This window comes from Bythopirellula goksoeyrii, assembly GCF_008065115.1.
GTDB classification, from domain to species: domain Bacteria; phylum Planctomycetota; class Planctomycetia; order Pirellulales; family Lacipirellulaceae; genus Bythopirellula; species Bythopirellula goksoeyrii.
On the sequence record NZ_CP042913.1, the window covers coordinates 1,434,699 to 1,449,631 of the forward strand.

General features: G+C 47.6%; 9 protein-coding genes. 6 read left to right on the forward strand and 3 right to left on the reverse strand.

The genetic code is table 11. The features are described 5' to 3' along the window. Positions 1 to 20 precede the first annotated feature (20 nt). Positions 21 to 1,760, reverse strand: a complete 1,740-nt coding sequence (locus Pr1d_RS05750; RefSeq protein WP_148072638.1) for a serine hydrolase domain-containing protein — start codon at positions 1,758 to 1,760, stop codon at positions 21 to 23. Beyond that, positions 1,757 to 2,890, reverse strand: a complete 1,134-nt coding sequence (locus Pr1d_RS05755; protein ID WP_168205073.1) for an aminotransferase class I/II-fold pyridoxal phosphate-dependent enzyme — start codon at positions 2,888 to 2,890, stop codon at positions 1,757 to 1,759. Before Pr1d_RS05755 ends, Pr1d_RS05750 begins: the two co-directional genes overlap by 4 nt. A 505-nt stretch (positions 2,891 to 3,395) precedes the next feature. Between Pr1d_RS05755 and Pr1d_RS05760 the strand changes: the two genes are divergently transcribed. Continuing rightward, positions 3,396 to 5,834 (forward strand): serine hydrolase, encoded by a 2,439-nt coding sequence (locus Pr1d_RS05760; RefSeq protein ID WP_168205074.1) that lies wholly within the window; start codon positions 3,396 to 3,398, stop codon positions 5,832 to 5,834. Between the two features lie 138 nt (positions 5,835 to 5,972). On the opposite strand, the gene Pr1d_RS05765 is transcribed toward Pr1d_RS05760, so the two are convergent. After that, positions 5,973 to 7,142: a XylR family transcriptional regulator gene (locus tag Pr1d_RS05765; protein WP_148072641.1), complete on the reverse strand. Its 1,170-nt coding sequence runs from the start codon at positions 7,140 to 7,142 to the stop codon at positions 5,973 to 5,975. 504 nt (positions 7,143 to 7,646) lie between these two features. On the opposite strand from Pr1d_RS05765, the gene Pr1d_RS05770 reads away from it, so the two are divergent. From Pr1d_RS05770 to Pr1d_RS05790, 5 genes are all read left to right on the forward strand, one after another. Further along, entirely contained in the window at positions 7,647 to 9,119 is a 1,473-nt protein-coding gene (locus Pr1d_RS05770; RefSeq protein ID WP_148072642.1) for a hypothetical protein, read from the forward strand. Between the two features lie 301 nt (positions 9,120 to 9,420). Further along, positions 9,421 to 10,446 carry a DUF1559 family PulG-like putative transporter gene (locus Pr1d_RS05775; protein WP_148072643.1) on the forward strand — a complete coding sequence of 342 codons (1,026 nt, stop codon included), beginning with the start codon at positions 9,421 to 9,423 and terminating at the stop codon, positions 10,444 to 10,446. 17 nt (positions 10,447 to 10,463) lie between these two features. After that, on the forward strand, positions 10,464 to 10,910 hold the full coding sequence (locus Pr1d_RS05780) for a hypothetical protein (protein ID WP_148072644.1): 447 nt from the start codon (positions 10,464 to 10,466) through the stop codon (positions 10,908 to 10,910). Positions 10,911 to 10,998: 88 nt separating this feature from the next. Continuing rightward, on the forward strand, positions 10,999 to 13,203 hold the full coding sequence (locus Pr1d_RS05785) for a beta-L-arabinofuranosidase domain-containing protein (RefSeq protein ID WP_148072645.1): 2,205 nt from the start codon (positions 10,999 to 11,001) through the stop codon (positions 13,201 to 13,203). Between the two features lie 140 nt (positions 13,204 to 13,343). After that, complete coding sequence (locus Pr1d_RS05790) at positions 13,344 to 14,777, forward strand: purine-cytosine permease family protein (RefSeq protein ID WP_148072646.1); 1,434 nt, start codon at positions 13,344 to 13,346, stop codon at positions 14,775 to 14,777. The last annotated feature ends 156 nt before the right edge of the window (positions 14,778 to 14,933 follow it).

Consider the following 14,933-nt stretch of genomic DNA (forward strand, 5'->3'; position numbering starts at 1 on the left):
ACCTATCGATAGCTTTCCAGTTACTGCTGAGATCGTCGCTCTAATTTCATGTTTGCTAAAGTTGCTGCGTGAACCAAGCTTTCCGTGTCTTGTTCGAATACAAGGTATTCATCGGCATATAGGCCTTCGGGCATTTTGAAAACAGTTGCAGTTACAGGTGTCAGGCGGTAATCAACTTCGTTTTCCGTCATCGCATAAAGGTGACCATGGTGTGCAGAGATTACTAAGGGAATGAATTCAGGCCCATAACTTCCCAAGTAGTTATTCCACTTCTTCGGGATTGAAGTCGGTATCGATGGGACCTTAGTAAAATCCTGATCGAGAGCACGAAATCCAATGACCTTGTTCGATTCGTCTCGCTTAAACTCAAGAGTACCCCGGTTCATAATTCGTCCATCAATTTCGAACTTGAGAGGACCGATGGGGCGGACCGACATCGGCTGACCACCAATATTCGCCACGAGTTGATCACCTTTCATCTTGAGTTCGGCCCAGTGCACCGGAGACTCAAATTGGCCAATGAACGCCGCAAGCTGCTCAATTTCCATATCGATAGTAGCGGGAATATCTCGTACCGGTTCTCCGATCTTTGCCGCAAGCATTAGATCCAAAGCGGTTTCGGAAATTCGCTTTACGCGGCCAGCTACGAGATCTGAATTGGTAAAAACTACAACGGCAATCCGTGGCTTTGGCAGCACAACGAGGGACGCACTGAACCCGTAGACGGCACCCGTGTGTTGAATCGTGCGATACCTGCCGTGCTTCCCTGCGAAGAATCCTAGACCAAAACCGGTGTCATTTTCTGTCAGCTGGGGAATCGACATCTGTGCGAGAGTTTCAGACTGGACGATTCTTGCTTTTGGCACAGTGCCTCCCGCCAGCAACATTTTGGCGAAATGGGCCATATCGTTCACAGTAGAATAAAGATTGCCGGCTGGAATAGTACCCAGTTCAAACTTCGGCGCCACGCATTCAAAGAAACCACCTTTTCCATCGGCTACACGCATATAACCTGTTGCCAGCTTATCGCGAATCCGATCATCGACACGAAAGCTTGAATGGTTCATGCCAATTGGATCGAGAAGTTTCTCTCTTAGACACTGTTCATAGGAGCATTCACTAGTTTTGGCTACAGCCTGACCGACTACCGTGGCACCAATATTCGAGTAGCGTGTTTTCGTGTTCGGAGGATTTACCAAAACGCACGATTCGAGACTAGCTATACTCTCCTCGATACTAGGCTCTGAGTCGTCAAAGTAGCTACCTACAGGCGACTCTCGCACCAGACCTGAGCGATGGCACATAAATTGGCGCAAAGTGACAGGAGAGGCGTTTTCAAACGGTACTACAATGCGAAACCCAGGCAGAGCTTGCTGTAGAGGTACATCAAGATCAAGCTTGTCTTGCTCTACTAGTTGCATGGCGGCAAGGGCGGTAAATACTTTTGAAATCGATCCAACCCGATAAACCGTATCATCGGTAGCCGGCACCTGCTGCTGCTTATCCGCATAGCCGTAGCCTGCCGATAACACGATTCGCTGACCGTCAATCACCGCAACCGAAACTCCCGTTAGTATCCCTCTCTGCAATTCGTCAGCAATCTCCTTCTCCAGTTGAGATATAGCTGCCCCGTAATCGAAGCCAGTTAATTCGGCAGGATGCTGGATTTCAGCGATAGTAGGGTTGGTGAATAAAGCAGTAGACATTGCAGTGATAGTCAGACTACGTAAACACGTCAGCAGATTGTGAGTATTAATCATAAATGTCTTCCAAATGCTTCGGTCAACTTCTTTATCATTTCTTCTGTATGCGTTGCAAATACTGCGATGCGGAGGGCTCCACGCGCACCGAGCCCAGCGTATTCAGACTTGTAGTCAATAAGAATTCCTTCCTCAGCCAATCCATGTTGAATGCGTCGCATGTTTTGTGAATCTCCGAGTTCAAGACTTACAATCGGCACAGGTGTGAGTTCGATTTCCAAGCCCAGATCGTTAAGCCCCTGCTTCAGCCGCAGTGCATTTTGCTTAACCCCAGCAACAAGGTTAGGCGTATTAGCCACAAGTTTCAAAGCCATGGCACTGGCTGCCGCGACAGGGATTGGGGGAGCACTTGCTCCGCTGTAGTAATGTGACGAACTCCTTGCACTCTCGATAAAAGTATTCGTGCCGGCAATGATACCACCATAACCCCCGAAGGCTTTACTGAGCGTGCCGACTGCAAATAACCGTGGAGAACCGGCTATGTCTTGATTAGGTGGCAATTCATTTATGCCTCGCTGTGGGATGCCGTGATGTTCGAAGGTACCACATCCTCGCTCTCCCAACACTCCAAATGCGTGACAGTCATCCAAACAGAGCATTGCACCTTCGATATCCTCCAGGACATCTAGATATTCTTTCACGGGGGCAATGGCTCCGCTCGACGCGAACACTCCATCACTCAACACGATCGGCACTTGGCCGGGTCGCAGGCGATCTTTCAGCAGTTCTCGTAAAGCCTCGGCCTCAAGGTGAGCGAATTGATATGTGGGAAGGTCGAAGCAGCGGCAAGCATCCACGACACTGTAATGTGAGTTCTCGTCCAGTAGAAAAACGCTTCCTGGTTTGGCAAGCACTGAGAGAACAACATGATTGCCTAAATAACCTGACGCAAAATAGTAAGCCGCTTCACTATCCCAGAAACGAGCGGCAAGTTCCTCAACCTCTATAATAGGAGGAGCATTTCCGTAACCGGAACGCGAAGTGGCCGTGCCAAGGCCATAGGCTCGCGTAGCTTCGATTGAAGCCTGAATCAAATCTGCGTGACCATGCAAACCCAAATATCCAGTACCGCAGAAATAGAGGTACTGACAGTCATCAACTTTGGTTTCTGGGCCAGGCGGGCTTTGCATCAAATGCATTTAGACATTGCCTCGAGACGATTTTTTCCGGCGAACGCAACAACCAAAGCAACATACCCAGATTTCCCTCAGCGCACAGGCCAGGCATAGAGGTAGCTAATCACGTTCTCATAATCTAGTAAAATCGAGTATGGCGAGAAGCTGCCGTCAGCAGACACACTTTGCCATGCAATTTTGTCTCAGACAAGGAGATTTCGTGTCTGAGTCTCTATATTTTTCATTAGCTCTTCAACCGGATTGATTAAATGCATTTGAAAGCCAATAAGCGGACATTGCGGCCCACTGTGACTATTGATTGCCAAGAAGTGATCTGTGTGACATGCTCAAAAGTATCTGAGGCATCGAAGTGAGTTTTCAAGTCGACAAGTGAAAAGTGGAATGAAGCCCCAACCAGAGATGCGAAATGAAGAACGTTTCTAGACTAGTAATTATATGCTTGGCTTGCTTTCATTCGGAGCCAGTCCAGGGAGAAGGCCTCCGTGTACAGTACGACCTAGTGATCAAATCCGGTCTTATTGTCGACGGATCTGGAGCCTCACCTTTTACAGGAGATGTCGCTGTATTGGACGGTCGCATTACAGCTATTGGAATAATTGATGCGAAATCGGCTAGAGAGGTGATTGACGCCTCAGGTCTGATTATCGCACCAGGATTCATCGACATGATGGTACAGACGGCGACTCCGATTCTAGAGAACGCTGAAGCATCGCTTGGTCTTTTAACTCAAGGTATTACAACTATCAACGCTTGTGGGGGAAACTCAGCAGCGCCTACCGACCCGGAAATTGTGGGCCAGACTGGCTGGAGGAAGATGTCAGGTTATTTGCAAGCATTGGACCAAAAAGGGTTGCCCATCAATGTTGCCCAGACGATTGGTCACAATCAAATACGTCGCATTGTGATGGGCGAGGTGGATCGTTCGCCAACAAACAAGGATCTTCGGAAGATGCAGGATTTAGTCAAAGAGGCAATGGATTCGGGCGCAATTGGTATCTCCACGGCATTGAATTCTCCGCCAGCTATGTATGCGCAAACAGAAGAAATTGCTGCACTAGCACGTGTTGCCGGAAAATATGGCGGTGGTTACTTTACTGAGCTGCGAAGTGAAGGAGATCACTTCCTAGAAGCACTCGAAGAGGCAATCACGATTGGCAAAATCGCGGATGTGCCGGTTCACATATCGCAACTCCAAGCAACGGGCAAATCAAACTGGCACAAACTACCCCTTGCTCTCAAAAAAATTGAATCTGCACGAGATCGAGGAGAAAAGGTTTCTGCAGACATATGTCCCTCTTGTGATAACCCTAAGAACTCTCAAAACAACGTCTTTGCAATTCAACAAGAATACGTTTCCTTCTCCACCGGCGTGGGCTTACTAGCGTCTAAAGACATCCTGACTCATCCGCGTTCATTGGGAGCATTCCGATGTCTTTTCTCACACTATGTACGGGATCTTGAAGTCGTTACTCTTGAGCAAGCCGTTTCACAGTCAACAGCTATAGCTTCTAGTGAGATAATGGCAAAAGATAGGGGGCACATTGCCATTGGCTCACCTGCAGACCTGATCGTCTTTGACGATGAGGCATTTCAAGAAGCCTCTAGTCTGAGCCAACCTCAAGATCCATCAAAAGGCATGAAATATGTGCTCGTGAATGGTGTTATGGCGCTCCGAAATGGGAAGCTAACAGGAAATCGTTCGGGAATGGTTCTACGAGGACCGGGCTATCAAGAGGAGCTGGCTCCGCAAAATATCGCGACAGGTGCTACTTGCAGTAGCTTCGCTAAGATTGATTCAATAATGAAAGAGAGCTTGGCAAAGCACCATATCCCCGGAGCATCACTGGCAATTACGGATCAGGGGCGACTGGTTTACTCTCGAGGGTTTGGCTATGCCGATCTTGAGTCACAACAACCAGTGACACCCACCACCCTCTTTCGTATTGCCAGCCTTGCCAAGCCAATTACTGCTGTGGCGATAATGAAGCTAGTAGAGTCGGAGCTGCTAGACCTTGACACACCTGTTTTTTCGGTCCTGAACAACTACGAACCTTTTATCGAGCAAAATGCCGCTTACGACGTTCGACTTCGTGACATTACCGTTCGTTATCTGCTGCAGCACCGAGGCGGATGGGACAGAGAGGTTTCTTTTGATCCAATGTTTCGATCTTATCATATTGCTGCTTCGCTCGGCACTTCTTCTCCAGCCACGCATGACGAGATCATCAGGTACATGCTGGGAAAACCGCTCGACTTCAATCCAGGCGAACGTTATGCCTATTCAAACTTTGGTTACTGCCTTTTGGGTAGAGTGATTGAGAAGCTTTCAGGATGCACCTATGAAAACTATGTCAAAAAACATGTACTTGAGCCTCTGGGTATCACTGACATGGAGATCGGAAGAACAGCATTCAAGCTTCATCGTTCTGGAGAATCTCGATATTACGATCCTCACTACGGCTACTCTGTATTTGACGATCACCTGAACGAAAAGGTACCTCAACCCTATGGCGCATGGCATCTCGAGGTAATGGACTCGCATGGAGGATGGATTGCGACAGCTGAGGACTTGCTGCGATTTGCAACTGCATTTGACCGTAAGCTACTCTCATCTGCTTCGGTGGAGCAAATGTTTGAACGTCCTCCTGGGCTTGCCGGTTGGACGGGAGACGGGAATAAGAATCAGATTTACTATGGTTTAGGTTGGCAAGTAAGGACAAATACTGCCGAGAACATTTCGTTACAAATGCATGCTGGCTCACTTCCCGGTACGAGCACGATAGTAGTTCGCCGATCAGATGGTCGTTGCTTTGCCCTGCTTTTTAATGCTCGAGAATCACCCTTCACGTCGCAGATAAACTACGAAGTATTTCCTGCACTAAATGAGGCTATCGACGAGATTGGCACCTGGCCAACATACGACCTCTTCTGCGAATAAATAGAGATGCTTCTCAATGCCCTCAGGAGCAGGAGCTATTTCTTAGGCTTGGCAGAGTATCAACGTTCTTGATCAGAATCGCAACGTGCCCAAATAAGAATTCCCATCAGGCGTTGTTGGTCTTCAGTACTTTTGACTTTAGACATCCAGTTGGTCCTTCTGGTCACGATAGCTTCCCGGCGTCATACCTGTTTCTCGTTTGAATACAACTCCCATATACTCCGTATGCTTGTAACCTGCTAGCCGTGCTATGCAGTCTAGCGAAAGATCGGTCATCCGTAATAATTCTTTGCATCTCTCTATCTGAACATTACGGATCTCTGTTTTTGGTGAACGTCCGAAGTATTCTCTGAAACTTCGTTCTAGCCAGCTTCTAGATACTTGCAAGTGATCTAACACATCTTGAACTGTCGCACCTTCGCAGGCATGTTCACGAATATACCTCAAAGCTCGTGCAACTTCTGGATCTGGAACTGCATAACTGTCGGTTGATTGTCGAACCGCGATGCCTAAAGAAGGAATCTCCAACATCTCTTTCTCGTTGGGAACGGGACCTTCTCGTTGCATAAGTTTGTCAAGACTTTTTGCAGCCTCGAACCCAATTCGCTCTGTGTCGAGAATAATACTGGACATTGGAGGATTTGTTAGGTTACAGATCAAATCATCATCATCGACTCCTAGTACCGCGATCTGCTCAGGAACCAATAGTTCTGCTCTACTGCAGGCGTCCAAAACGTGATGTCCAAGAAGGTCATTCGTTGCAAGTACTGCTACGGGTTTAGGTAGCGCAGCAAGCCACTTGGCGAGGCTGTCTTGATCCTGATTCCATTTTTGTGCCTGCACTCGAAAAGGCTGCTCGTAGACCTTGCACTCGTAATTGGAAAACTCAATTCCCTCTACAAAACCCTTTGTCCTTTGCTGGGACCAATACTGACCTTGATATTCGCAGCATGCGAAGTTTCGGAAACCTCGCTCAATAAAGTGCTGGGCTCCCAATCGCCCGATTGCTCGATCTGCCGAACAAATGCGGTGAATGCCCATGGGAGGCAAGAAGTTACTGAGATCAATCGCCGAGATATCACGACTCTCGATGATGCTTTTTGCCTCTGGGGATAGTTGCCTGGTGATAATCCCATCTCCGTCCCACCTTGAGAGAAGTCGATTTACATCACCGGTTAACTCATGCTGTTCTATATAGATAGACCAGGGACGACTTGACAGAAGATACTTAGAGATTCCGCGTAGAATACCTCGACCGTAAGTACGGGATGTCTCTACGTCCAAAGCAACTCTAAAACCAGTTGACATTGCGATCTTTTTTGTTTTCAAGAGATTGGGCTGATGCTATCTACAAGCCTATTAACTGATACTCAAAAGGACTTGTCTAGCAATGCAAAAAATCTACTAATGGATGGATCAACAAGCTCATCACCATTGAATGAACATCTACGTATCCTACTAAAGAGTTAATGCAAATAGCAAGAATAAATAGGATTAAGATCAATATACAACTCATTTCGCAACAGTAGAAAAAAAGTCAACAATCAATGACAAAAAAACTCCTTACGAGAGCTAAGCATCCTCCTTTTGAAATAATCTTTCCGTCCTTAGAATCCACCTTGTTGATGTTGCTCGAAGGAAGCGTCCTCTAGTGAAAAGACGCATAATCTCCTTGTCGCGACTGCAATTGGGAGCAAGATGGATTTGTAAGGGTAGCTGGCTTTGTAGTTTTCAAAACAGTCGGCCTTGGCACTTAAACTGGCTTATAGGTTCTTTTCTGAGTTTTAACTCTTATGCATGTGGAGGATATCTATGATGTTGCGTCAATGTTCTGTGGCTTTCGTTTTCGGTCTACCAGTCTTGTTGTTGAGTGTTCATTCTTATGCCGCAGTTAGTGTCTCGGTGGGAGATTTCTCTTTTGAAGAAGAAATTGCCCCTCCTACTGCAGAGGTAGTTGATGGCCCGGGTACCTGGGCTCAAGCCTGGAATGGGGGGTTTGCTGACCCATCCTTTTTGCCGGTCACTCAGCCACTCTATCCTAATCAGGATGGAAACTATCTGGGGAATATCTTTGAAACGGCCGATAGTGGTTTCGCCGCACTCTATCAGGATGTTGTTCAGATCGAAGAAGGTACGTATACCTTTACGATCGGCGTTGCTCATGAGCCTGATGCTGAGCCGACGTCTGCACCGTTTCTCCTAAACTTTGAAGCCGTCGGATACGGTGGTCCCACTGTGCTTGTTGATTCCTTTAGCTTTCCAGTAGGTACTCTGAACAGCAGCGGTTTGACCGACTTGGAGGTCGAAGTCACTTTCCCATCAGGCCATCCAGAAATCGGCAGAACTTTTCGGCCTGTGTTACTTACGACCGGTGCAGATGCTGGTTCCAATCCCTCTGATCCACGTGCTAGTTACATGATGGATAACGTCCGTATAGATTTTGAACCTGCTGTGGGCGCCAGCCGTTCGATTCGAGTAGGCCAGCCGTCTTTCGATCCCGTGGCGTGGAAACTGCCGTCCGGGACTGGTGATGACGCTACATCGTATCGCCCTACTACTCCCCTTTTTGCTAGTCAGATAGGGGATCAGCTCGGTGCTCTTACTGTCCGAACACTGGGTGGATGGGGAGCTGCCTTTTACCAAGATACAACCACAATTCAAGAAGGAACATATTCTTTGACAGTAGGAGTTGCGCATGACCCCAACTACCAGCCAACAACGTCGCCATTTCTGATCAACTTTGAGTCCGTGGCCAGCGATGGGAATGTGACATTATTGGGCGAGAATATCTTTCCTGTTGGGTCTGCGAATAGCAGTGACTTGACAGATCTTACGGCTACGCTGGAGATCCCATCTGGAATGCCTAATATTGGGGAAACTTTAAGGCTAGTCTTACTCACAACGGGTGAGGATGCCGGTTCCAACCCAGGGGCCGCAGATCCTCGAGCGATCTACCTCCTCGACAATGTTCGATTAGAGTTTGAATCTGCTGGAGGCTCGTTCTTGGCAGCCGACTTTAACGAAAGCGGAATGGTTGATGGAGAGGACTTGCCGTTCTGGCAAGGCGCTTATGGCCTCAACGCTGATGGAGATGCCGATGATGACAACGACTCTGATGGCGCTGATTTTCTCGTTTGGCAACGGCAGTATGGAACATTCCCGCTAGCCGCCAATTCGACAGCAGTTCCTGAACCTGCGACTGTGTTCATTGCGTTAACATCGTTGATTAGCGTATGTGGTTTGCGGCGACGGATTCTAAAGCAAACCGAAGGCTTGCGTTGCTAGACAACGGATATCAACTCTAAGGTAAGCTGCGTATGCAATAAGCATGAATCTGGGGGCTGACTCCCAAGCTCCTAGCAAAGAGATGAGAAGGTTGTTCGTCACTAGGATGTGCCATATTGGGCTTGGTGAGCGCGGCTGGGGCAGCCTCGCCAGGTCCCTTATGGCTGGATACCAAATATCCGAATTCATTTAGTAGATCCGATCAAATGGAAAGCATTTGGAGCTTGGGCGTCTAAGCGATTAAGGCAATCAGTTTTCTAAAGTTCCTTTTCATCGGCCATTTGATTTAGATAGGGAAGATATGATGGAAAAACTCAAGTTCACTAGCTGCGAGGAATTGCTTGGAATTCTTCGCCATTGCGACGGCAAAGTTCTCTCCCGATCAAGTGCGAGAACTGCATTCACACTTGTTGAGTTGTTAGTTGTCATTGCCATTATCGGCGTCTTGGTAGCCCTCCTATTGCCCGCAGTACAATCAGCGAGAGAAGCTGCTAGACGAACTCAGTGTACCAATAATCTCAAGCAGGTTGGGTTGGGTATGCAAAACTACCAGTCTGCGCAGGGTAGCTTCCCTCCCGGTTCGCAGGCTGATGATGAGCCTGGACGAAGAATTGTTCACCAATGGACTGTCTATCTCATGCCTTACATTGAGGAAACTGCAATTGCAAATCGATATGACTGGAAAGTTGGTGATCGAGGCCCAAATTTTGCTACCGTGAATGGCCCATTATTTCAAACACCAATTCAAGCATATCAATGCCCAAGTGACACTCACGGATTTGTAAAAGACTGGGGATGGTCACATTCAAACTATGTGGGATGCTTCAGTGCCGATGGCTCTTGGGTGGAACCTGATGGATGGACGGCTGACAACAATATCAATCACCCATTTTACAATCCTTCAGCTGATTCGAAGAAATTGGCTATCTTTAACTTTAACCGCACTCGGGCGCCTAAACACGTCGAGGACGGCACATCCAACACATATGCTTTTTCTGAGGTCATCACTGGTGCAGATAACGAATTGGATTTTCGTGGCACATGGTCAGTGGATCACGGCGTCGCATATACGCATCGACTTGGACCTAATTCGACTTTGCCCGACAAAGAGGCCTATGCTTGTCCAATCGTAGCCCGTCCAGAGGCTCCCTGCAAAAGGGCTCCAAGTTTTGGAACCGCCTATTGGGCAGCTCGCAGCTACCATACTGGGGGTGTCAACGGTGCACGCATTGATGGCTCGGTTCAATTTGTATCTGACGACATCGACGGTGATGTATGGATTGGTTTGGCAAGCATTAATGGGAGCGAAGTTGATCTGGCTTTATGAGAATTCTGAGGAACACAGTGAAAACGGACCACCGCTTTTGGCCGTTAATGCCCTTGACATTGCTACTGATCTGCACGATCGGATGTGACGATTCGCCAATTAGAGAGATTTCTGGAACGGTCACACTTGACGGCAAACCATTGGAAACTGGTGAGATTCTCTTCAAACCACTTTCAGGAAGTACCGGTCCTACCGCGGGTTCAGAAATTGAGAATGGTAGCTATCAGATTCCAGCAGTTACACAAGGCCTACGAGTTGGCAACGAATATCAAGTCGAAATTACCTCGATGGTAGGTAGCGGGCGCATGTCTCCTGACCCAAATGATCCAACCGGACAGCGTGAACTATTAGAGAATGTGATTCCTGAACGCTACAACACAAGCACTACATTGCAGGTAACGATATCATCCGATCGCGCTGCAAATAATATCGATTTTGAACTTGAATCAAAGCCATCTCCCTGACGGCAGTCTCCGACTGCGAAATAATTACTTCGCAAGGGAAACTGCTTGGTATTTGACGTCGCTGAACTCACTCTCTCGAAGGTTCTCTATGATTCGTATTACACAAGTTGCGAGATTGTTATTGCTCGCACTACTTTCTGGAACGGCACACTCTGCTGAATCCAAGATTGAACCCGTTTGTGAAAGAGGCCCTGACACTCGAATCTCGCTATCTGGCCCAGTGAACGATTATGCTCAAGCAGTTATCGACAATTGGTTGATGAGAGTACCTAGAGATAATCCCGCAATCTTAGAGATGTTTGACGATAGAGATGTAAAACCCTATCGAGACCTCTTGCCGTGGTCGGGTGAATTTGCAGGGAAGTACCTTACGAGCCTCGTCGAAGTCTTGCCGATCTCTGAATCCGACCAACTAGAGAGTCTCGGTGCTGACTTTGTAAGCCAGCTAGTTGCGAAGCAAGCCAAAGACGGGTATTTAGGGCCATTCCCAAAGTTGAGTCGCCTGACAGGAACCAACGCAAGCGGCGGCAAGACTTGGGATGCGTGGGGGCACTATCACGTAATGTTGGGATTATTGGAGTGGTACGACTATTCAGGCGACGAGAGCGCACTAAATTGCGCCAGCCGTATTGGAGATTTGTTTTGTGACAAGTTTTTGAAAACTGGCAAGAAGATTTCTTCTATAGGTAGCGCTGAAATGAACCAGGCTGTGGTTCATTCGCTCGCGATACTCTACCAACGCACTGGCGAAACCAAGTATCTCGATTTGGCAGAAGAAATTGTTCTCGATTTTTCGGCTCCGAATGCCGGCAACTATTTGCAAGCTGGACTAGAAGGGCTGGAATTCTATCAGATCCCTAAACCTCGTTGGGAAAGTCTCCATTCATTGATAGGACTTGCTGAACTTTATTGGATCACAGGCAATCCCGATTATCGCGAAGCTTTCGAGCATTTCTGGTGGAGCATTGTGAAACTCGACCGCCACAACAACGGCGGTTTTTCCTCAGGGGAAAAAGCTCATGGAAATCCATATCATCCAGGTCCGATTGAGACCTGCTGCACCATTGCTTGGATGGCAATGAGTACCGAAATGTTAAAAATGACTGGCGATCCACTTGTGGCCGACGAGTTGGAGTTATCAACCTTGAACCAGGCGATTGCCCTGCACTCTCCATCTGGAAATTGGTCCACATACAATACCCCGATGGATGGTCAACGCATTCCTAGCACGGTAGATATCGCATTTCAGATTCGTCCGGGCAGCAAAGAACTCAACTGCTGCAGCGTCAACGCTGCTCGCAGCTTGGGAATGATAGCTAACTGGGCCTTATTGCATCAAGAGAATGGCTTGGTACTTAATTGGTATGGACCTTCGCGCTTTGAAGACAAACTGAGGAACATCCCGATCTCGTTAGAGCAATTTACGAACTATCCGACAGAGGGTGAGATTGATATCGAATTAACACCGGCCCAGCCAATCGAGTTTGAACTTAAGCTTCGCATTCCTCATTGGTCTACCAATTCCAAGGTAACGGTGAATGGCAAGGAAATAGCGGTCAAGCCAGGTACTTATGCCTCCATTCAACGAGAATGGAAAGCGGGCGACAAAATAAATATCCAATTAGATATGTCGCTTCGCTACTGGGCAGGAGAGAAGGAGTATGCGGGTAAGATGTCGATCTATAGGGGACCACTACTTCTGGCATACGAAGAGCCTTTCCCTTCGTCGCTTGAGTTCAGTGAAGACTGGAATGCTCACGGGCATTTTCGATCAACAAATAAAGCTGGTGCCTGGGTCACATATATCTTCGAAGGCGACAATGTTGAATGGCACGGATTCTTTTTTGCTGATGCAGGTAAAGCCCGAGTACTGATTGACGATGAGGAAGTTGAAATCGTTGACCAATACGGTCCGATCTCTGAAGTTCCATTTGTTTGGAAACGTGAAGGGTTGGGTTCTGGCAGACATGAATTGCGTTTGGAAGTGCTCGCAGAAAAAAACGCCAAGTCTTCCAACACGTGGTCCAACGTGCGAGAGTTCAAAGCAGCAGCGAACTTACCAAAGCTTAGCGTGAAACAACTTGCCCGCAAGCAACCCCCAAATCCGGTCGAATCAGGGTTCCTATCAATAAGTACCAAGGACACAAAGGGGCGTGACGTCCAGCTACGTGATTATGGAAGTGTGGGTCAAGGGTCTGTGATGTACTACTCTTGGATCCCAACAGAAGGAGCTGAGGCAATACCTTTTTCTAGAAGCAATCCGTCACGCACATCGAGATTTGCGACCCCCTAGCCAGGCAATTTGTTTGAAGACTGAAGGAATATCCTTAATCTGGCTTGCACAGTTAACAGAAAACAATATCGGCCTTATTCAGCACACCTAGTATTTCATCATAACACCAAAAACCAATTCACATAATCTAAAAGACCCGCATGGACCAGCAATCGAAACAATCTTCTGCCGACAGCGATTACCAGCGCGAGCCAGTCCACGAGCATGCGAGGCTTGGATTTAAGAGTTTTGTTGGGATGTATGCGGGTGAACATACCGCCGGTACAGAATTGATGATTGGCCCTCTATTTGTGGCAGCAGGAGTCGGTGCATTCGACCTGATAGCAGGATTGATTGTAGGTAATTTATTAGCCGTTCTAAGCTGGTTATTACTTACTGCACCAATTGCAACCCGATCTCGTTTGACGCTCTATTACCAACTCGAGAAGATTTGCGGTCGCCGCTTAGTTGTAATCTACAACCTTGTAAACGGTCTCATGTTTTGTCTTCTAGCAGCTTCTATGATAACTGTAGCTGCCACTGCTCTTGGTGTTTGTTTTAGCTTTCCCATGCCCCAACTGGATGACTTGTACCCTAATAGCATTGGCTGGGTTGTTGCCGTATTGTGTGTTGGTACCTTGATGTCGGTAGTGGCAGCTTACGGTTACGAAACCGTATCCAAATTTGCAAATATCGCCGCTCCTTGGCTTGTCCTCGTATTCTTGGCAATTGGCATCATTGCCTTTCGACTTTTTATCGAAGTTAGCGGGACAGAGATTAGCTCTCTTTCTGACTTGTGGTACTTTGCTGAATCCAAAATCTGGAAAGGGGGAGAGCCATTGCCGGGTCAAACTAAATTTACATTTTGGCATGTGACTTTTTTTGCATGGTTCTGCAATATCGCAATGCACATGGGCATGTCTGACCTGACTATATTTCGATTCGCTCGAAAGTCGTGGTACGGAGTTTCTCCTGCATCTGGCATGTTTCTGGGTCACTTCTTGGCATGGATAGCGGCATCGCTGCTGTACGCTCTCCAGTTGTTTGAAGATCCAAGTAATACAGATGTACTCCCCGGCCCAATGGCTTACAAAGTGTGCGGTGTAGCGGGTTTACTATGCGTAGTCATCGCCGGTTGGACGACAGCAAACCCTACCATATACCGCTCTGGGCTTGCTTTTCAATCGATAATGCCAAAAGCATCACGTTTTTCGGCAACCCTCGTTGCAGGCACTCTGGCTACAGTGGCTGGCATGTTTCCCGCGATAGCAATGAAGTTTCTAGAGTTCATAGCGCTGTATGGATTAGTACTCATGCCAATGGGAGCAGTAATTTTTGTTGATTTTTGGTTAAGCCGCAAATTTGGTTTTCAGGACAACTTTGCTGAACGAACGGGGAGTTCTTTCAATACTGCAGCTGCACTTGCATGGTTCGTTTCAATAGCAATTTGCATTGTCTTGGTCCAATTCTTTGGGATACAGATTTTCTTCGTTAGCCTTCCTGGCTGGTTTATCGCAGCGGCCCTTTACATTGTGATGAGTCGACTATTTCAGGGAAAACCAAATTACGTACACTCTGTGAGCGAGGTCCTTTAAGCCATGCGAATTCTCCTGCAAGTTTTGTCAGTGATAGCATTGTTGAGCGTCATTCTGCCCTCAATCTTGTTTCTTGCAGGACAGATGGATCTGGATAAGACCAAACTATTCATGTTGATAGCGACAATAGTATGGTTTGTTGTCACCCCGCTTTGG